Origin of the sequence: Burkholderia sp. RF4-BP95 (genome assembly GCF_001521985.1) — a bacterium.
Taxonomy (GTDB): Bacteria; Pseudomonadota; Gammaproteobacteria; order Burkholderiales; family Burkholderiaceae; genus Burkholderia; species Burkholderia diffusa.
Window position 1 is genome coordinate 1 of the sequence record NZ_LOSX01000075.1, and the last position, 18655, is coordinate 18655.

Genomic DNA, 18655 nt, shown 5'->3' on the forward strand with positions numbered 1-18655 from the left:
GTCGAGCAGAGCGCGGCGGCGTCGGAAAGCCTGAAGCAGCAGGCGACGCGGCTCGTCGATGCGGTGAACGTGTTTCGTTGAAGGCGGCGGAGGGAGGTGACGCGGGCGCGGCGGAGAGGGGCGCCGGCCCGCGTCGGGACCGCCCGGTTCCGGCGGGGCGGTCAGGGCCTGTCACGGATGCGACAGGCCCCGAACCGTCAGACGGCGAGACAGAGGTACTTGATCACGACGTAATCGTCGATGCCGTAGTGCGAGCCTTCGCGGCCGAGGCCCGACTGCTTGACGCCGCCGAACGGCGCGACTTCGTTCGAGATCAGGCCCGTGTTGACGCCGACCATCCCGTATTCGAGCGCCTCGGCGACCTTCCACACGCGGCCGATGTCGCGGCTGTAGAAATACGCGGCGAGACCGAACTCGGTGTCGTTCGCGAGGCGGATCACCTCGTCGTCGCTGCCGAACTTGAACAGCGGCGCGAGCGGCCCGAACGTCTCCTCCTTCGCGACCTTCATCGCCGGCGTGACGCCGGTCAGCACGGTCGGCTCGAAGAAGCCGTGGCCGAGCGCGTGGCGCTTGCCGCCCGTCACGACGGTCGCGCCCTTCGCGAGCGCGTCCTCGATGTGCGCCTCGACCTTCAGCACGGCCGCTTCGTTGATCAGCGGGCCTTGCGTGACGCCCGGCTCCGTGCCGCGACCGACCTTCAGCTGGCCGACCGCCGCCGCGAGCTTCTGCGCGAACTGGTCGTACACGGCTTCGTGCACGTAGAAGCGGTTGGTGCACACGCACGTCTGGCCGCTGTTGCGGTACTTCGACGCGATCGCGCCCTGCACGGCCGCATCGAGATCGGCGTCGTCGAACACGATGAACGGCGCGTTGCCGCCGAGCTCCAGCGACACCTTCTTGACGGTTGCCGCGCATTGCGACATCAGCAGGCGGCCGACCGGCGTCGAGCCGGTAAACGACAGCTTGCGCACGATCGGGTTCGACGTCAGTTCGCCGCCGATCGCCTTCGGGTCGCCCGTGACGACGCTGAACACGCCGGCCGGCACGCCCGCGCGCTCGGCCAGCACGGCCATCGCGAGGGCCGAGAACGGCGTCGCTTCAGCCGGCTTCACGACGATCGGGCAGCCTGCCGCGAGCGCCGGGCCGACCTTGCGGGTGATCATCGCCGCCGGGAAGTTCCACGGCGTGATCGCCGCGCACACGCCGATCGCTTCCTTCGTCACGACGATGCGCTTGTCGCTCGCCGGCGTCGGGATCGTGTCGCCGTACACGCGCTTGCCTTCCTCCGCGAACCACTCGAGGAACGACGCCGCGTAGCCGATCTCGCCCTTCGCCTCGGCCAGCGACTTGCCCTGCTCGGTGGTCAGGATCAGCGCGAGGTCGTCGGCGTTTTCCATCATCAGGTCGTGCCACTTGCGCAGGATCGCCGCGCGTTCCTTCGCGGTCTTCTTGCGCCACGCCGGCCATGCGGCGTTCGCGGCTTCGATCGCGTGACGCGTCTCGGCCGTGCCCATCGCCGGCACGGTGCCGAGCAGGCCGCCGGTTGCCGGGTTGCGGACTTCGAACGACTCGCCGTTCGCCGCGCCTTGCCATTCGCCGTTGACGTACGCCTGCTGGCGGAACAGCGACGGGTCTTTCAGTGCCAGGGTTTCCTGAACAGTGCTCATATGCATCGCCTGCGTTGAAAATGACGGATGAAACGGCCGCCGCCGTCTTCGCGATGGCGGCGGCGCATTCAGTCGAAGTAGACGGGAACTCAGGCCGGCACGCCGACCGTTTCCTTCAGCACTTCCTCGAGGATCACGAGCGCTTCGTCGAACACGGCCTGCGGGATCGTCAGCGGGAACAGGAAGCGCACGACGTTCGAGTACACGCCGCACACGAGCAGCAGCAGCCCGCGCTCGAGCGCACGCGCCTGCACGCGCTTCGTGAATTCCGCGTCCGGCTCGCCCGAACCCGGTTTCAGGAACTCGACCGCGATCATCGCGCCCGGGCCGCGCACGTCGGCGATCTGCGGCACGTCGGCCTGCAGCGAATTCAGCTTCGCCTTCAGCACGTCGCCGAGCTGCGTCGCGCGTTCGCACAGCTTCTCTTCGTCGATGATGTCGAGCACCGCGTGCGCCGACGCCACGGCCAGCGGGTTGCCCGCGTAGGTGCCGCCGAGGCCGCCGGGGGCAGCCGCGTCCATCACGTCGGCACGGCCGACGACGCCCGACAGCGGCATGCCGCCCGCGAGGCTCTTCGCCATCGTGATCAGGTCGGCCAGCACGTCGTAGTGCTGCATCGCGAACAGCTTGCCGGTCCGCGCGAAGCCCGTCTGCACCTCGTCGGCGATCAGCAGGATGCCGTGCTCGTTACAGATCTTGCGCAGCGCGCGCACGAACTCGGCCGGCGCCGGGTTGAAGCCGCCTTCGCCCTGGACCGGTTCGAAGATGATCGCGGCGACGCGCTTCGGATCGATGTCGGCCTTGAACAGCATCTCGATCGCCTTGATCGAGTCGGCCGTCGTCACGCCGTGCAGCGCGTTCGGGTACGGTGCGTGGAACACGTCGCCCGGGAACGGGCCGAAGTTCAGCTTGTACGGGGCGACCTTGCCGGTCAGCGCCATGCCCATCATCGTGCGGCCGTGGAAGCCGCCCGAGAACGCGATGACGCCCGGACGGCCGGTTGCCGCGCGCGCGATCTTGATCGCGTTTTCGACGGCTTCGGCACCGGTCGTGAAGAACGCGGTCTTCTTCGGGAAGTCGCCCGGCGCGCGTTCGTTGATCTTTTCGGCCAGCTCGACGTACGACGCGTACGGGACGATCTGGTAAGCGGTGTGCGTGAAGCTGTTCAGCTGATCCGCGATCGCCTTGACGATCTTCGGGTGGCGGTGGCCCGTGTTCAGCACCGCGATGCCGGCGGCGAAATCGATGAAGCGGCGGCCTTCGACATCCCACAGCTCCGCGTTCTCGGCGCGGGCTGCGTAGAAATCACACATCACGCCGACGCCGCGCGGGGTGGCGGCGTTCTTGCGGGCCTGCAGGTCGGCATTCTTCACGGTCATCTCCTTGATGTTTTGCCCGGTGGGATAAAAATCGGCCGCGTTGGCAGCCCATGGAGGCGACTATAATCACATTTGGCTCTGGCAATCAGAGCCATTTCAATAAATATTCAGGAGCCAATCATGCGCGCAAGCGTGTTGTCGGACTGGCTGGCGCAGCGCCTCGTGCGCGGCGGCGAACAGCCGATCTACCGGCAGCTGCACCGCCTGCTGCAGCAGGCGATCCTGTCGCGCGAACTGCCGGCCGGCACGCGCGTGCCGTCGTCGCGGCTGCTGGCGGCGGAGCTCGGAATCGCCCGCAACACGGTCACGCAGGTTTACGAACAGCTTGCGCTCGAAGGCTACGTGAACTCGGCGACGGGGCGCGGCACGTTCGTCGCCGACAGCGCGCCGGACGAGATCGTCGGCGCGCCGGCCGACGCGGGCGCCGGGCCGGCGGTGGTGCCTGCTTCCGCGCGGCGGCTGTCCTCGCGCGGCACGCGGCTCGTCGAAGGCGCGGGCGTGTCGAAGCGCCAGGGCGGCGCGTTCATGCCGGGCGTGCCCGATGTGTCGCGATTTCCGGCGCGCGTGTGGACGCGGCTGCACAACAAGTATTGGCGGCGCCTGCGCCCGGACCTGCTGACCTACGCGCCGGGCGGCGGGCTCGCGCTGTTGCGCGAGGCGCTGGCCGACTATCTGCGCACGTCGCGCTCGGTGCGCTGCACGCCCGAGCAGATCGTGATCACGACCGGGATCCACCAGTCGATCGACCTCGCGGTGCGGCTGCTGACCGATCCGGGCGACGCGATCTGGACCGAGGATCCGTGCTACTGGGGCGTGCGCAGCGTGCTGAACGTGTCGGGGCTCACCACGCGGCCGATTCCGGTCGACGAAGAAGGGATCGCGCCGTCGGCCGCCGATCTCGCCGAGCCGCCGAAGCTGATGCTCGTCACGCCGTCGCATCAGTATCCGCTCGGGATGGTGATGAGCCTCGCGCGGCGGCGGATGCTGCTCGAATACGCGCGCCAGCACGGCTGCTGGATCATCGAGGACGACTACGACAGCGAATTCCGTTACGGCAGCCGGCCGCTCGCGTCGCTGCAGGGGCTCGATACGGCCGGGCAGGTGATCTACGTCGGCAGCTTCGGCAAGACGCTGTTCCCGGGGCTGCGGGTCGGGTATCTCGTCGCGCCGGAGCCGCTCGCGGAGAGCTTCGCGACCGCGAGCGCCGAGCTGTATCGCGAAGGTCAGCTGCTGCAGCAGGCGGTGCTCGCGGAGTTCATCGCGGAAGGGCACTTCGTGTCGCATATCCGCAAGATGCGCACGCTGTACGGGCAGCGCCGCGAGGTGCTGCTCGATGCGGTCGCGCGCCGCTACGGCGACACGCTGCAGGCGCTCGGCAGCGATGCGGGGCTGCATCTCGTCACGCGGCTGCCGGACGGTGTCGACGATCGCGCGGTCGCGCAGGCCGCGCTCGAACGCAACATCGTCGTGCGGCCGTTGTCCGGCTATTACGCGCAGCGCGAACGTGCGGCATCGGGCCTGCTGCTCGGTTATGCGTGCGTGCCGGAGGACGAGATCGCGACGGCGTTCGCGACGCTCGCCGAGGCGATCGACGAGCGGGCGTTCGACCAGGTCGTCGCGACGGTCTGACGGGAACGGCACGGCGGCACGCGCGCGCCGCGGGGCGGGCCGTCGATGGGTGAGCCAACGATCGCCTCCGCGGTGCGGACCGATCGTCGGCATGCGCTACAGCCGAATCAACACCGCGCCCGCGACCACCAGCACACACGCGGCGAGCCGCTGCGCGCTGGGCCGCTCGCGCATCACGAACCAGCCGATCGCGACCGCGAAGATCGAGCTCGTCTCGCGCAGCGCCGACACCGTCGCGACCGGCAGGTGCCGGTACGCGAGGATCACGATCCCGTATGCGGCGAGCGAGATCGTGCCGGCGATCGCGCCCTGCGCGAGCGCGGTGCGCGACGCGAGCACCGCGCGCGGGCCGCCGCGCAGCACGCAGACGAGCACGAGCTGCGGCACGCTCCACAGCAGATACACCCATGCGATGTAGCCGAGCACGCTGCCGGACACGCGCGAGCCGATCCCGTCGCAGATCGAATACGCGGCGATGAACACGCCCGTGAGCAGCGCATACGGCACGCCTTCGCCGGAGAACCGGAGGCCGCGCCGCAGCGCGAGCGACATGATGCCGAACGACACGAGCGCGATGCCCGCGAAGCCGAACGGCGTCGGCCGCTCGTGCAGCATCGCGAGCGCCAGCACCGACACGAGCAGCGGCGAGATCCCGCGCGCGATCGGATAGATCTGCCCGAATTCGCCGTTGCGATACGCGCGCGCCAGCGTGAAGCAGTACGCGACCTCGAGCACCGCCGACGCCGCGACATACGGCCAGGCGGCGGGCGCCGGCGCGGGCAGCAGCACGGCGCCTGCGATGCCGAACGCGAGATACGGCAGCGACATCGTGCCGAGCTGGACGAGCCGGTCTTCGCTGACATGGAGGAAGGCATTCCAGATCGCGTGCAGCAACGCGGAGCACAGCACGAGACCGATGAACAGGTGATCCATGAACGAAGGCGCGGACGGGAAGGGGAGCGGCGAGCGCCGTCAATTATGTGGGTATCCGGCGCGCGGGCGCGGAATTGTCGATAATGGAGCGTTGTTATTCACCGGATGCCGACGATGACCGAAGCCCCCCTCACCCCGCCCGCCGTTCCGCGCCTCACGAGCCTGTCCCACGGCGGCGGCTGCGGCTGCAAGATCGCGCCGGGCGTGCTGTCCGAGCTGCTGAAGCGGGCCACGCCGCCGGCGCTGTTCCCGGACCTGCTGGTCGGCACCGAGACCTCCGACGACGCGGCCGTCTACCGGCTGAACGACGAGCAGGCGATCGTCGCGACCACGGATTTCTTCATGCCGATCGTCGACGATCCGTTCGACTTCGGCCGCATCGCGGCAACCAACGCGCTGTCCGACGTCTACGCGATGGGCGGCAAGCCGATTCTCGCGCTCGCGCTGGTCGGGATGCCGATCAACGTGCTGCCGCACGAGACGATCGCGGCCGTGCTGCGCGGCGGCGAATCGGTGTGCGCGGATGCCGGCATTCCGGTCGCGGGCGGCCACTCGATCGATTCGGTCGAGCCGATCTACGGGCTCGCGGCGATCGGCGTCGTGCATCCGTCGCGCGTGAAGCGCAACGCGGCCGCGCGCGCGGGCGACGTGCTCGTGCTCGGCAAGCCGCTCGGCGTCGGCGTGCTGTCGGCCGCACTGAAGAAGAATCAGCTCGACGACGCGGGTTACGCGCAGATGGTCGCGACCACCACCAAGCTGAACCGGCCGGGTGCCGAACTCGCCGCGCTGCCGGGCGTGCATGCGTTGACCGACGTCACGGGCTTCGGGCTGCTCGGCCACACGCTCGAACTCGCGCGCGGCGCGAATCTCACCGCACGCGTGCATTACGCGTCGCTGCCGTGGCTGGCGGGCGTCGAGGCGTTCGTCGCCGACGGCGTGTTCACCGGCGCATCGGGCCGCAACTGGGCGGCGTATGGCGCCGACGTGCGGCTCGCCGACGGGCTGCCGCCGGTCGCGCAGGCGCTGCTGACCGATCCGCAGACATCCGGCGGCCTGCTGGTGGCATGCGCGCCGGACGCAGTCGACGACGTGCTCGCATGCTTCCGCGCCGACGGTTTCGATCGCGCGGCCGTGATCGGCGAGATGGTGGACGGCCCCGCGCGCGTCGACGTCGCCTGACGCGTTTCCTTACCGTGGATCGCCGTCGGTCGCTGGAATCGATGCCTTCCCTCGACGGCATCGACGACCGATGAACGATTTCCTGTTCGGGCTGACGATCGCGCTGTCGGTCGGGCCCGTCGCGCTGATGATCGCGAACCACGGGATGCGCGCGGGCACCGCGTGCGTGTTTGCCGGCAGTCTCGCCGGACAACTCGTGTTCGCGTTTGGCGGCAGCGCGATCGGGCGCATCGTGAAGTCGCCGCGATGGCTCGTGGCGAGCCATGTGCTGGCGGCGCTCGTCGTGCTCGGTTATGGCGTCGCGGGGATGCTGCGCGTCTAGCGAATCGGATGCCGTCGCCGGTCACGATCGACAGCGGCGCTGTCGCGTCGCCCAATCGAATGGCATTCCTGATTTTTTTGTCGGATATCGTTCGAACCACGCGCACACGAACCGCGTGATCGAACGCCGCGAGCCGTTTCGTAGCCGGGTTCCGCATCGCGCACGCGCGTTCTATACTCCCTCGCGCAGTCTCCGAGAGCCGTTCTCACCCAACATCACCGAAACAAGGAACGCCGATGCTGACTCGCTCCATCCTTTCCGCCGCTGCATTCTCGCTTGCCGCCTGTGCGACCGCGCCGTCGATCGCGCAGGATCACCAGGGCAACGACGCGGGCAATGCCGCATTCGCCGAGACCGGTGCACAGGGCCGCCCGGTCAAGGTCATGATCATCACGATGTTCGGTCCGGAGGGCCAGGCATGGCTCGACCGGCTCGGCCCGTGGCGCGACATCACCGTGCCCGGTCTGTCGCCCGACTATCCGGCCGTTCACTGCAACAAGCAGGACGTGTGCGTGGTGACGACCGGCATGGGCTACGCGAACGCCTCCGCGACGATCATGGCGCTCACGTTCTCGCAGCGCTTCGACCTGCGCCGCACGTATTTCCTCGTGTCGGGCATCGCGGGCGTCGACCCCGCGCAAGGCACGGTCGGTTCCGCCGCATGGTCGAAATATCTGGTCGACTTCAGCCTGCAGTGGGAGCTCGATGCACGCGAGATTCCGGCCGGCTGGAACACCGGCTTCCTTGGCATCAATACGAAGAGCCCGAACGACAAGCCGCCGCTCGACTACCGCACCGAAGTATTCCAGCTCAACCCGCAGCTGACGGACGCCGCGTATGCGCTCTCGCGCAACGTCGTGCTCGCCGACAGCGCGCAGGCCCAGGCCGCGCGCGCGAAGTTCACGTATGCGCCGGCGAACCGGCCGCCGACGGTGATCCAGTGCGACACGTCATCGGGCAATACGTGGTTCTCGGGCACGCTGATCGGCGAGCGCGCGCGTCAGTGGACGAAGATCCTCACCGACGGCAAGGGCACCTACTGCATGACCGCGCAGGAAGACAACGCGACGTACGAAGCGCTCAAGCGCGCGGCGAGCGTGAAGCGGGTCGACCTGTCGCGCGTCGCGGTGCTGCGCACGGGCTCCGATTTCGACCGCCCGTATGCGGGGCAGACGAGCGCGGACAACCTGCTGAACTACGCGGATCAGGGCGGTTTCGCGCCGGCGACCGAAAACCTGTATCGCGCCGGCAACCCGCTCGTGCAGGACATCGTCACGCACTGGGGCGAATGGCGTGACGGCGTGCCGCGCCGTTGACGGGCGCACGCCGTCGACGAGACGTCGGCGCGAAGGTCAATGCGATTGCGGCGCGGAACGGAACGGCGTCCACACCGGCGTGGTGTCGTCCCAATGATCGAGCGGCGAAGGAAGGTGGTCGTTCATCACAGACTCCTGCAACTAACTGACTAATCGAATGTTGGACGGCGGTATCGCGACGCCGCGCGGCGGATCATCCGCTGCGCGGCGTTGCGCGTTTACCGACGTTCAGCGGGCCCCGCCTGCGAGCTGGTTGCTTTCCGGCATCGAGCGATACGGGCCTTGCGCGAGTTCGAGCCCTTGCGGATACGAATTCGCCTTGCGCAGCCAGGCCAGCGTGCCGTCGCGGCGTGCCTGCTCGACTTCGGCGCTGACTTCGGCGCGCGTGCGCGGGCCGTTGTGCTGCGTGTACCACGACGTGTTGCCGTAGTCGCCGGCGTGCGCGGTGGTCGTATCGGCGAAGGCCGGTGCGGACACGGCGAGTGCGAGGGCGACGGCGGAGAGAAGATGGCGGCGGTTCATGACGTAACTCCTGTGTTGGTCGGAGTTGGCGCCTGAGCGCTCGCTCCGGTCCCGTCAAACGGGGCTGTTCGATGCGCAACGAGGTGCGCGACAGGGTTTACTCTAGGTATCTGTCCCGACGCGATAAATGCGGCAGACGCGAATTGATTTGTCGTGATCGAGGAACAATCGCGATTCGCAACGTCGTCAGGGGGATGTCGAAATCGCCCGCAGCCGCCTGCAGCGGGCCTCGCGGCGGTATACCGCCGCTCGCGCAATGACGTGCGCGGACCATTGCCGCACGCGGCGAAAAGGTGTGATGCGGATTCGGAAAAGACGAAGTGCGCGGCGAGGAAGGTGGCGCGAAGGCGACACCGACGCGGCACGAAGGCAGGACGGCGCGCGGGCCGGACTGCCCGCGCGCCGCGGTTCAGACGATTACGCGACCCACTCGTTGATGACGGGCGTATCGAGCGCCGGCGCGCGCTCGGCTTCCTCGAACGTGCGCTTGCTGCACGTCGCGTCGAGGCTGCCCTTGCCGCTCAGCAGCGGGCAGCGGTCGAACACTTCGGCGATCCAGTCGACGAACACGCGCACCTTCGGCGACAGATGCCGGCTGTGTGGATACACGACCGAGATCGGCATCGGCAGCGGTTTCAGGCCGGGCAGCACTTCCTTGAGCCGGCCGTCGCGCAGGTGCGGCAGCACCATGAACAACGGCGGCTGGATCAGGCCGAAGCCTTCGAGCCCGCAGGTCACGTACGCATCGGCGTCGTTGACCGACACGATCGCGTTCATCTTGACCTCGACTTCCTTGCCGTCCGTGAGGAAGGTCCAGTCGATCGTGCGGCCCGTGCGGCTCGAGAAGTAGTTGACGGCCCGGTGGTCGCCCAGGTCCTCGATCGCGTGCGGCTCGCCGTGCTTCTCGAGATACGCGGGCGACGCCACCGACACGCATTCGAACAGGCCGACGCGGCGCGCGACGAGCGACGAGTCCTGCAGCGCACCGACGCGGATCACGCAGTCGACGCCTTCCTGCAGCAGGTCGACCGGTCGGTCGGACAGGCCGAGCTGCAGGTCGATGTCCGGATAGCGCGTGTGGAATTCGCACAGCGACGGAATCACGAGCAGCCGCCCGATCGAGCCCGGCATGTCGATACGCAACTTTCCGTGCGGCTTCCGGTTGTTGTTCTGGAAGCTTGCTTCGGTTTCCTCGACATCGGCGAGGATCCGCACGCAGCGTTCGTAATACGCGGCGCCGTCAGGCGTCAGCGACAAGCGGCGCGTGGTCCGGTGCATCAGGCGCACGCCGAGGAATGCTTCGAGATTCTGGATGATCGTCGTGACGGATGCCCGCGGCAGGCTGAGCGTTTCTGCTGCCTTGGTGAAGCTGCTTGTATCGACGACGCGAGTAAACACCTGCATGGCCTGAAGCCGGTCCATCACAACCTCCGCAATCTAATTTGCCGCCGGAACAAGAAGGCTGCGCCGCTTTGTAGGCGGCGCAGCCTGGGATTGTTCGGGGGTGTTGAATTGTGTTGCCGGATTATAGGCATTTATCCCAATGTCTGCCGGACCCAGAATTCGTTCCATCTCGAAATGGATGCCGCATCGTCATGGACGCTTCTGAATTCAGCAAATTCCTGAAAGCCGCATTGCCCGCCGAAGCCAGAGCCGGCGCGGCATTGACGGTCGCGGAGGTGGAAATCCCCGGCTACGCGCAGGACATCGTGCTGCGCCTCTATCGGCGTGCGGACAAGACCGGACTGCCGGTAGTGCTTTACTTCCACGGCGGCGGTTTCGTGCGCGGCACGCTCGACGACGCCGACTTCGCCGCGCGCTTTTTAGCAGAACGCTTACCAGCTCTCGTAGTGTCGGTCGATTATTCGCTCGCGCCGGCCTTTCCTTTTCCGGCCGCGCCGGAGGATGCGTATCGCGCCGCCGTATGGGCCGCGACGCGCGCCCGCGCGTTCGGCGGCAATCCGAAGAAGATCGGCGTCGCGGGGCACGACGCGGGCGGCCAGCTCGCGAACTGTCTCGCGTTCATCGCGCGCGATCGCGGTGAAGTGTCGATCGCCGCGCAGGCGCTGTTCGGGCCGATGCTCGACCCGAGCATGACGCGCATCGGCGACGCCGAACGCCTTGCATCGGACATCACCGCGCGCGAATGCGCGGCCTGTTATCGCGCCTATCTGCCGCAGGCGGCGCAGCGCATGCACCCGTATGCGGCGCCGCTCGAATCGGTGCGCCTCGCGGGCCTGCCGCCGACGCTCGTCGTCACCGCGCAGAACGACGTGCTGCACGTCGAAGCGGAGAAGTATGCGGGCTGCCTGATTTCATCGGGCGTGCTCACGCAGGTGATCCGCTACCCGGACGTCACGCACGCGTCGCTCGCGACGCACGAAGCCGCGCTCGAGGAAGCCGTGCGCTTCTTCCAGTGCCGCTTCCAGGCGCGCCAGCCGAACCGTTCCGAATAACCAGACCAATCCACGCTTATTGGAGATCCACATGGCCATCCTACGCACCTCCCGCTCCCGAATCGCGACCGCGGCGATCGTGACGCTCGCCGTCGTCGGCCTCGGCACGTTCGGCGCGATGCGCGTGAACGCGAACGCACCCGAGAAAGCGGCGGCGCCGCTGCCGGAAGTCGACGTCGCGACCGTCGTGCCGCAGACCGTCACCGATTGGCAAAGCTATTCGGGCCGCCTCGAGGCGGTCGAGAAAGTCGACGTGCGCCCGCAGGTGTCGGGCACGATCGTCGCGGTGAACTTCAAGGACGGCGCGCTCGTGAAGAAGGGCGACGTGCTGTTCGTGATCGACCCGCGCCCGTATCAGGCCGAAACCGACCGCGCGGCCGCGCAGCTCGCCGCCGCGCAGGCCCGCAACGGCTACGCGCAGAGCGACTGGCAGCGCGCGCAGCGGCTGATCGGCGACAACGCGATCGCGAAGCGCGACTACGACGAGAAGCAGAACGCCGCGCGCGAGGCGAGCGCGAACCTGAAGGCCGCCGAAGCCGCGCTGGAAACGGCGCGCATCAACCTCGGCTACACGCGCATCACCGCCCCCGTGTCGGGCCGCGTGTCGCGCGCGGAAATCACGCTCGGCAACGTCGTGTCGGCCGGTGCGTCCGCCGCGCCGCTGACGACGCTGGTATCGGTGTCGCCGATCTACGCATCGTTCGACGCGGACGAGCAGACCTACCTGCAATACATCAACGGCGCGCGCAACGGCCGCAAGGTGCCGGTCGAGCTCGGCCTCGCGAATGAAACGGGCTACTCGCGCAGCGGCGAGATCGACTCGGTCGACAACCGGCTCGACACGTCGTCCGGCACGATCCGCGTGCGCGCGCGTTTCGACAACGCGGACGGCGCGCTCGTCCCGGGTCTCTACGCCCGCGTGAAGGTGGGCGGCAGCGCGCCGCACCAGGCGCTGCTCGTCGACGACGCGGCGATCAACACCGACCAGGACAAGAAGTTCGTGTTCGTCGTCGACCAGCAGGGCCGCGTGTCGTATCGCGAAGTGCAGCAGGGCCTGCAGCACGGCAACCGGCGCGTGATCGTGAGCGGCCTGTCCGCCGGCGATCGCGTGATCGTGAACGGCACGCAGCGCGTGCGCCCGGGCGAACAGGTGAAGCCGCACATGGTCCCGATGACGGGCGGCGATGCGCCGTCCGCGCCGCTCGCGGATAACGCGAAGCCGGCCGCACCGGCGAAGGCGGAATCGTAAGCGGCCCGCCGCTACGATTTCCGCGTTCAACCAGACAGAGCCACACATGAACATTTCAAAATTCTTTATCGACCGGCCGATCTTTGCAGGAGTCCTATCGGTGATCATCCTGCTCGGCGGGGTGATCGCGATGTTCCTGCTGCCGATTTCGGAGTATCCGGAAGTCGTGCCGCCTTCGGTGATCGTGAAGGCGCAGTACCCCGGCGCCAACCCGAAAGTGATCGCCGAGACGGTCGCGTCGCCGCTCGAGGAGCAGATCAACGGCGTCGAGGACATGCTCTACATGCAGTCGCAGGCGAACAGCGACGGCAACATGACGATCACCGTCACGTTCAAGCTGGGCACCGATCCGGACAAGGCCACGCAGCTCGTGCAGAACCGCGTGAACCAGGCGCTGCCGCGTCTGCCGGAAGACGTGCAGCGGCTCGGCATCACCACGGTGAAGAGCTCGCCGACGCTGACGATGGTGGTCCACCTGATCTCGCCGGACAACCGCTACGACATGACCTACCTGCGCAACTACGCGCTGATCAACGTGAAGGATCGCCTGTCGCGGATCCAGGGCGTCGGTCAGGTGCAGCTGTGGGGCTCGGGCGACTACGCGATGCGCGTGTGGCTCGATCCGCAGAAGGTCGCGCAGCGCGGGCTGTCCGCCGAGGACGTCGTGCAGGCGATCCGCGAGCAGAACGTGCAGGTCGCGGCCGGCGTGATCGGCGCGTCGCCGTCGCTGCCCGGCACGCCGCTGCAGCTGTCGGTGAACGCGCGCGGCCGTCTGCAGACGGAAGACGAGTTCGGCGACATCGTCGTGAAGACGACGCCGGACGGCGGCGTCACGCACCTGCGCGACATCGCGCGCATCGAACTGGATGCGTCCGAATACGGGCTGCGCTCGCTGCTCGACAACAAGCCGGCCGTCGCGATGGCGATCAACCAGTCGCCGGGCGCGAACTCGCTGCAGATCTCCGACGAAGTGCGCAAGACGATGGCCGAGCTGAAGCAGGACATGCCGGCCGGCGTCGACTACAAGATCGTCTATGACCCGACGCAGTTCGTGCGCTCGTCGATCAAGGCCGTGGTGCACACGCTGCTCGAAGCGATCGCGCTGGTCGTGATCGTCGTGATCGTGTTCCTGCAGACCTGGCGCGCATCGCTGATTCCGCTGATCGCGGTGCCGGTGTCGATCATCGGCACGTTCTCGCTGCTGCTCGGCTTCGGTTATTCGATCAACGCGCTGTCGCTGTTCGGGATGGTGCTCGCGATCGGTATCGTGGTCGACGATGCGATCGTGGTCGTCGAGAACGTCGAGCGCAACATCGAAAGCGGGATGAACGCGCGGCAGGCGACCTACAAGGCGATGCAGGAAGTGAGCGGGCCGATCATCGCGATCGCGCTGACGCTCGTCGCCGTGTTCGTGCCGCTCGCGTTCATGTCGGGCCTGACCGGCCAGTTCTACAAGCAGTTCGCGATGACGATCGCGATCTCGACGGTGATCTCGGCGTTCAACTCGCTGACGCTGTCGCCGGCGCTGTCCGCGATCCTGCTGAAGGGCCATGGCGACAAGGAGGACTGGCTCACGCGCGCGATGAACCGCGTGCTCGGCGGCTTCTTCAGGCGCTTCAACAAGGTGTTCCATCGCGGCGCGGAGAACTACGGCCGCGGCGTGCGCGGCGTGCTGTCGCGCAAGACGCTGATGCTCGGCGTGTACCTCGTGCTGGTCGGCGCGACCGTGCTCGTGTCGAAGATCGTGCCGGGCGGCTTCGTGCCCGCGCAGGACAAGGAATACCTGATCGCGTTCGCGCAGCTGCCGAACGGCGCGTCGCTCGATCGCACCGAGAAGGTGATCCGCGACATGGGCTCGATCGCGCTGAAGCAGCCGGGCGTCGAAAGCGCGGTCGCGTTCCCGGGGCTGTCGGTGAACGGCTTCACCAACAGCTCGAGCGCGGGCATCGTGTTCGTCACGCTGAAGCCGTTCTCGGAGCGGCACGGCAAGGCGTTGTCGGCGGGCGCGATCGCCGGTGCGCTGAACCAGCAGTACGGCGCGATCAAGGACTCGTTCGTCGCGGTGTTCCCGCCGCCGCCGGTGCTCGGTCTCGGCACGCTCGGCGGGTTCAAGATGCAGATCGAGGATCGCGGCGCGGTCGGCTACGCGAAGCTGTCGGATGCGACCAACGACTTCATCAAGCGCGCGCAGCAGGCGCCGGAACTCGGCCCGTTGTTCACGAGCTACCAGATCAACGTGCCGCAGCTCAACGTCGATCTCGATCGCGTGAAGGCGAAGCAGCTCGGCGTGCCGGTCACCGACGTGTTCAACACGATGCAGGTGTATCTCGGCTCGCTGTACGTGAACGACTTCAACCGCTTCGGACGCGTGTACCAGGTGCGCGTGCAGGCCGATGCGCCGTTCCGTCAGCGCGCGGACGACATCCTGCAACTGAAGACGCGCAACGACCGTGGCGAGATGGTGCCGCTGTCGTCGCTCGTCACGGTGACGCCGACGTTCGGCCCGGAAATGGTCGTGCGCTACAACGGCTATACGGCGGCCGACATCAACGGCGGCCCGGCGCCGGGCTTCTCGTCGGGCCAGGCGCAGGCCGCGATCGAGCGCATCGCGCATGAAACGCTGCCGCGCGGCGTCCGGTTCGAATGGACCGACCTCACGTACCAGCAGATCCTCGCGGGCGATTCGGCGATGTGGGTGTTCCCGATCAGCGTGCTGCTCGTGTTCCTCGTGCTCGCCGCGTTGTATGAAAGCCTGACGCTGCCGCTCGCGGTGATCCTGATCGTGCCGATGAGCATTCTGTCGGCGCTGACGGGCGTGTGGCTCACGCAGGGCGACAACAACATCTTCACGCAGATCGGCTTGATGGTGCTGGTGGGGTTGTCGGCGAAGAACGCGATCCTGATCGTCGAATTCGCACGCGAACTGGAGCATGACGGCAGGACGCCGCTCGAGGCCGCGATCGAGGCGAGCCGGCTGCGGCTGCGCCCGATCCTGATGACGTCGATCGCATTCATCATGGGCGTCGTGCCGCTCGTCATGTCGACGGGCGCGGGCTCCGAGATGCGACATGCGATGGGTATCGCGGTGTTCTTCGGGATGCTCGGCGTGACGCTGTTCGGGCTGATGCTGACGCCGGTGTTCTACGTCGTGCTGCGCACGCTGGCGGGCGGCAAGATCCACGTCGCCGGCAAGGACTCCGCCGGCTATGGCGTGCCGGGCCAGGGCGTACCGGCTTCGGATGCTTGAGGATAAAAAGATGGACAACATGCACAACTCGAATGGCCTGATGCGCTTCGCGAAGGTGGCGGCCGCGAGCACCCTGCTCGCGACGCTGCTTGCCGCGTGCGCGGTGGGGCCCGACTACAAGCGCCCGGACGTGTCGACGCCCGCGGCGTTCAAGGAAGCGCCGACGCTCGTGGCCGGCGAACAGGCCGGCACGTGGAAGACCGCCGAACCGGCGGACGGCGAGCATCGCGGCGAATGGTGGAAGGTGTTCGGCGATCCGGTGCTCGACTCGCTCGAGTCGCAGGCGCTCGCCGCGAACCAGAACCTGAAGGCCGCGGCGGCGCGCGTCGAGGAAGCGCGTGCGGCGACCCGCACCGCGCGCTCGCAGTGGTTCCCGCAGGTCGGCGCCGGGTTCGGGCCGACGCGCGAAGGGCTGTCGTCGGCGTCGCAATTCCAGCCGCAGGGCACGGGCCCGACCACCGCGACGCTGTGGCGCGCGCAGGGCACGGTGTCGTACGAGGCCGACCTGTTCGGCCGCGTGAGCCGCAACGTCGAGGCGTCGCGCGCCGACCAGGCGCAGAGCGAAGCGCTGTTCCGTTCGGTGCAGCTCGCGCTGCAGGCGGACGTCGCGCAGAACTACTTCGAACTGCGCCAGCTCGACTCGGATCAGGACCTGTACCGTCGCACGGTCGAACTGCGCGACCAGGCGCTCAAGCTCGTGCAGCGCCGCTTCAACGAAGGCGACATCAGCGAGCTCGACGTGTCGCGCGCGAAGAACGAACTGGCGACCGCGCAGGCCGATGCGGTCGGCGTCGCGCGTCGGCGCGCGGCGTCCGAGCATGCGCTCGCGATCCTGCTCGGCAAGGCGCCCGCGGACTTCGCGTTCAAGGAGACGCCGATCGTGCCGGTCGCGGTGAAGGTGCCCGCCGGCCTGCCGTCCGCGCTGCTCGAACGCCGCCCGGACGTGTCGGCGGCCGAGCGCGCGATGGCGGCCGCGAACGCGCGGATCGGTCTCGCGAAATCGGCGTATTTCCCGAAGCTCGATATCACGGGTGCGTTCGGTTATGAAGCGTCGACACTCGGCAACCTGTTCCTGTGGTCGAGCCGCACGTTCCTGCTCGGGCCGTTCGCCGGCACCGCGCTGACGCTGCCGCTGTTCGACGGCGGGCGCCGTGCGGCCGGCGTGCAGCAGGCGCGCGCGCAGTACGACGAGCAGGTCGCGAACTACCGGCAGCAGGTGCTCGTCGCATTCCGCGAGGTCGAGGACAATCTCGCCGATCTGCGTCTGCTCGACGACCAGATTCGCGCGCAGGATGCGGCCGTCAATGCGTCGCGCCGTGCGGCGACGCTGTCGCGTACGCAGTATCAGGAAGGTGAGGTGGCCTATCTCGACGTGATCGACAGCGAGCGGTCGGTGCTGCAGTCGCAATTGCAGGCGAACCAGCTGACCGGCGCGCAGGCCGTGTCGACCGTCAACCTGATCCGCGCGCTGGGCGGCGGGTGGGGCGCGGCGCCGACGGCGGTCGGCGATGCGGGGAAGGGCAAGCAGGAAGTCGCCGTGCGTTGATATGCCGGCCCGCGACGGGCTGCCGTAACGGGCGGTCGATCGAAGAACCCGATCCGTGGTGACGCGGATCGGGTTTTTTTATTGGCCTTTTATCGCGCGGCCGCCATGTGCGTCGCTCCGGTTGCAGGTCCCAGGGCGAATCGGGGGACTGCCGGAAGACGCGAAGCAACTGCAACTAACGGTCAAGTCGTCGGGCATTGACCAACGCCGCGGCGGCGTTCGCCGCCGCAGCGCTTACCTGCTGTCGCTTTCCGCCCGCAGCGCCCGCACCAGTTCGCTGGCCGCCTTGCCGAGCCCCGTGTACTTCGGCCGGCGCAGGTACACGGGCAGCGGCAGCCCGTTGCGGATGTTCGCGAACACGAGCGGCGCCAGTTCGCCGTCTTCGACATACCGGCCGATCAGCGATTCGGGCAGGTTCGCCCAGCCGTGTCCGGCCTTCACGAGCGCGATCGCGGTGGCCATGTCGGTCACCTTCCACGTGCGGTTGCCGATCACGGGACGCACGTCGGTGAGCGGCCGTTCCGGGTCCGCGATGACGATCTGCCGAAACCCCGACAGCCGTTCGATCGCCTCGGGATGCGCGGCTTCGGCGATCGACGGATGGCCGGGCGCGGCGACGGCGATCAGCGTTTCGGTCCACAGCGCGTGGATCTGTTCCTGCGGATGAAGATCGAGCCCGCCGTACGCGACGCAGAGATCGACCGCGCCGCGATGCAATGCGTCGACGATCGCGTCCTGCGGCGCGGTGACGATGCTGATCGCGAGCGCCGGATATTTCGCGGCGACGGCGGTCAGTGCGCGTGCAACGGGCGCGCCGTCGAGCTCCGCCGCGAGGCCGAGCCGCAGCGTGTCCTCGACGCCTTCCGACAAGTGCTGCGCATGCGCGCGCAACGCCTGCAACCGCTCGGCGATCGACCGCGCATCGGGCAGTAGCGCGGCCATCGCGGCGGTCGGCGTGGGCTCGCGCGTGCCGCGATCGAACAGCACGAGGTCCAGCTCGGCCTCGAGGTTCGCGATCGCCATGCTGACCGCCGACGGCGTGCGGCCGAGCGCGCGCGCGGCCGCCGAGAACGAGCCTTTGTCGATGACGGTCAGCAGCATGTCGATGTGGTCGCTGGTCAGCATCGGCGGCCTCCTGTCAGAAAAATTGAAAGGACCTGACTTTTGCGGGCGAAGTGCCCGCTGTAGTCTCGCCACCTCGTTCGATATG

At 67.9% G+C, this 18655-nt stretch carries 14 protein-coding genes; 8 read left to right on the forward strand and 6 right to left on the reverse strand.

Annotated features, from left to right (window positions below; all coding sequences use genetic code 11):
• Positions 1-197: 197 nt before the first annotated feature.
• Positions 198-1667: an NADP-dependent succinate-semialdehyde dehydrogenase gene (gene gabD, locus WS46_RS26490; RefSeq protein WP_044845770.1), complete on the reverse strand. Its 1470-nt coding sequence runs from the start codon at positions 1665-1667 to the stop codon at positions 198-200.
• 89 nt (positions 1668-1756) lie between these two features.
• Positions 1757-3046, reverse strand: coding sequence for a 4-aminobutyrate--2-oxoglutarate transaminase (locus tag WS46_RS26495; protein ID WP_059528511.1), 1290 nt, complete (start codon positions 3044-3046; stop codon positions 1757-1759).
• A 120-nt stretch (positions 3047-3166) separates the two neighbouring features.
• Here WS46_RS26495 and WS46_RS26500 point away from each other — a divergent pair, with 120 nt between their 5' ends.
• Positions 3167-4675, forward strand: coding sequence for a PLP-dependent aminotransferase family protein (locus WS46_RS26500; RefSeq protein ID WP_059692275.1), 1509 nt, complete (start codon positions 3167-3169; stop codon positions 4673-4675).
• Positions 4676-4771: 96 nt separating this feature from the next.
• Here WS46_RS26500 and WS46_RS26505 read toward each other — a convergent pair whose 3' ends face one another.
• Positions 4772-5608, reverse strand: coding sequence for a DMT family transporter (locus tag WS46_RS26505; RefSeq protein ID WP_059692276.1), 837 nt, complete (start codon positions 5606-5608; stop codon positions 4772-4774).
• Between the two features lie 114 nt (positions 5609-5722).
• Between WS46_RS26505 and selD the strand changes: the two genes are divergently transcribed.
• The 3 genes from selD (at position 5723) to WS46_RS26520 (ending at position 8425) form a co-directional block, all read left to right on the forward strand.
• On the forward strand, positions 5723-6787 hold the full coding sequence (gene selD / locus WS46_RS26510) for a selenide, water dikinase SelD (protein ID WP_063888591.1): 1065 nt from the start codon (positions 5723-5725) through the stop codon (positions 6785-6787).
• Between the two features lie 70 nt (positions 6788-6857).
• Positions 6858-7109, forward strand: coding sequence for a hypothetical protein (locus tag WS46_RS26515; protein WP_059692277.1), 252 nt, complete (start codon positions 6858-6860; stop codon positions 7107-7109).
• 236 nt (positions 7110-7345) lie between these two features.
• Positions 7346-8425, forward strand: coding sequence for a purine nucleoside permease (locus WS46_RS26520; RefSeq protein ID WP_059528497.1), 1080 nt, complete (start codon positions 7346-7348; stop codon positions 8423-8425).
• A 228-nt stretch (positions 8426-8653) separates the two neighbouring features.
• Here WS46_RS26520 and WS46_RS26525 read toward each other — a convergent pair whose 3' ends face one another.
• Both WS46_RS26525 and ceoR read right to left on the reverse strand, forming a co-directional pair.
• Positions 8654-8947: a DUF4148 domain-containing protein gene (locus WS46_RS26525; RefSeq protein ID WP_059528494.1), complete on the reverse strand. Its 294-nt coding sequence runs from the start codon at positions 8945-8947 to the stop codon at positions 8654-8656.
• A gap of 417 nt (positions 8948-9364) precedes the next feature.
• Positions 9365-10369: a putative multidrug efflux transcriptional regulator CeoR gene (gene ceoR, locus WS46_RS26530; protein WP_059692278.1), complete on the reverse strand. Its 1005-nt coding sequence runs from the start codon at positions 10367-10369 to the stop codon at positions 9365-9367.
• A gap of 173 nt (positions 10370-10542) precedes the next feature.
• On the opposite strand from ceoR, the gene WS46_RS26535 reads away from it, so the two are divergent.
• From WS46_RS26535 to opcM, 4 genes are read left to right on the forward strand one after another with little or no spacing between them, the layout of a single operon-like run.
• The gene (locus WS46_RS26535) at positions 10543-11403 is read left to right on the forward strand and encodes an alpha/beta hydrolase (RefSeq protein WP_059528487.1); all 861 of its coding nucleotides are present in this window, start codon (positions 10543-10545) and stop codon (positions 11401-11403) included.
• 31 nt (positions 11404-11434) lie between these two features.
• The gene (gene ceoA / locus WS46_RS26540; RefSeq protein WP_059528484.1) at positions 11435-12652 is read left to right on the forward strand and encodes a multidrug efflux RND transporter periplasmic adaptor subunit CeoA; all 1218 of its coding nucleotides are present in this window, start codon (positions 11435-11437) and stop codon (positions 12650-12652) included.
• 46 nt (positions 12653-12698) lie between these two features.
• Positions 12699-15899 (forward strand): multidrug efflux RND transporter permease subunit CeoB, encoded by a 3201-nt coding sequence (gene ceoB, locus WS46_RS26545; RefSeq protein WP_059528481.1) that lies wholly within the window; start codon positions 12699-12701, stop codon positions 15897-15899.
• A gap of 10 nt (positions 15900-15909) precedes the next feature.
• The gene (opcM, locus tag WS46_RS26550; RefSeq protein ID WP_059692279.1) at positions 15910-17445 is read left to right on the forward strand and encodes a multidrug efflux transporter outer membrane subunit OpcM; all 1536 of its coding nucleotides are present in this window, start codon (positions 15910-15912) and stop codon (positions 17443-17445) included.
• Between the two features lie 234 nt (positions 17446-17679).
• On the opposite strand, the gene WS46_RS26555 is transcribed toward opcM, so the two are convergent.
• Positions 17680-18570 carry a LysR family transcriptional regulator gene (locus WS46_RS26555; protein WP_059528474.1) on the reverse strand — a complete coding sequence of 297 codons (891 nt, stop codon included), beginning with the start codon at positions 18568-18570 and terminating at the stop codon, positions 17680-17682.
• Positions 18571-18655: the final 85 nt, after the last annotated feature.

Coding starts and splice junctions, on each gene's coding strand:
- gabD (WP_044845770.1), bottom strand. CDS start 1,667: ATGAGCACTGTTCAGGAAACCCTGGCACTGAAAGACCCGTCGCTGTTC.
- WS46_RS26495 (WP_059528511.1), bottom strand. CDS start 3,046: ATGACCGTGAAGAATGCCGACCTGCAGGCCCGCAAGAACGCCGCCACC.
- WS46_RS26500 (WP_059692275.1), top strand. CDS start 3,167: ATGCGCGCAAGCGTGTTGTCGGACTGGCTGGCGCAGCGCCTCGTGCGC.
- WS46_RS26505 (WP_059692276.1), bottom strand. CDS start 5,608: ATGGATCACCTGTTCATCGGTCTCGTGCTGTGCTCCGCGTTGCTGCAC.
- selD (WP_063888591.1), top strand. CDS start 5,723: ATGACCGAAGCCCCCCTCACCCCGCCCGCCGTTCCGCGCCTCACGAGC.
- WS46_RS26515 (WP_059692277.1), top strand. CDS start 6,858: ATGAACGATTTCCTGTTCGGGCTGACGATCGCGCTGTCGGTCGGGCCC.
- WS46_RS26520 (WP_059528497.1), top strand. CDS start 7,346: ATGCTGACTCGCTCCATCCTTTCCGCCGCTGCATTCTCGCTTGCCGCC.
- WS46_RS26525 (WP_059528494.1), bottom strand. CDS start 8,947: ATGAACCGCCGCCATCTTCTCTCCGCCGTCGCCCTCGCACTCGCCGTG.
- ceoR (WP_059692278.1), bottom strand. CDS start 10,369: ATGGACCGGCTTCAGGCCATGCAGGTGTTTACTCGCGTCGTCGATACA.
- WS46_RS26535 (WP_059528487.1), top strand. CDS start 10,543: ATGGACGCTTCTGAATTCAGCAAATTCCTGAAAGCCGCATTGCCCGCC.
- ceoA (WP_059528484.1), top strand. CDS start 11,435: ATGGCCATCCTACGCACCTCCCGCTCCCGAATCGCGACCGCGGCGATC.
- ceoB (WP_059528481.1), top strand. CDS start 12,699: ATGAACATTTCAAAATTCTTTATCGACCGGCCGATCTTTGCAGGAGTC.
- opcM (WP_059692279.1), top strand. CDS start 15,910: ATGGACAACATGCACAACTCGAATGGCCTGATGCGCTTCGCGAAGGTG.
- WS46_RS26555 (WP_059528474.1), bottom strand. CDS start 18,570: ATGCTGACCAGCGACCACATCGACATGCTGCTGACCGTCATCGACAAA.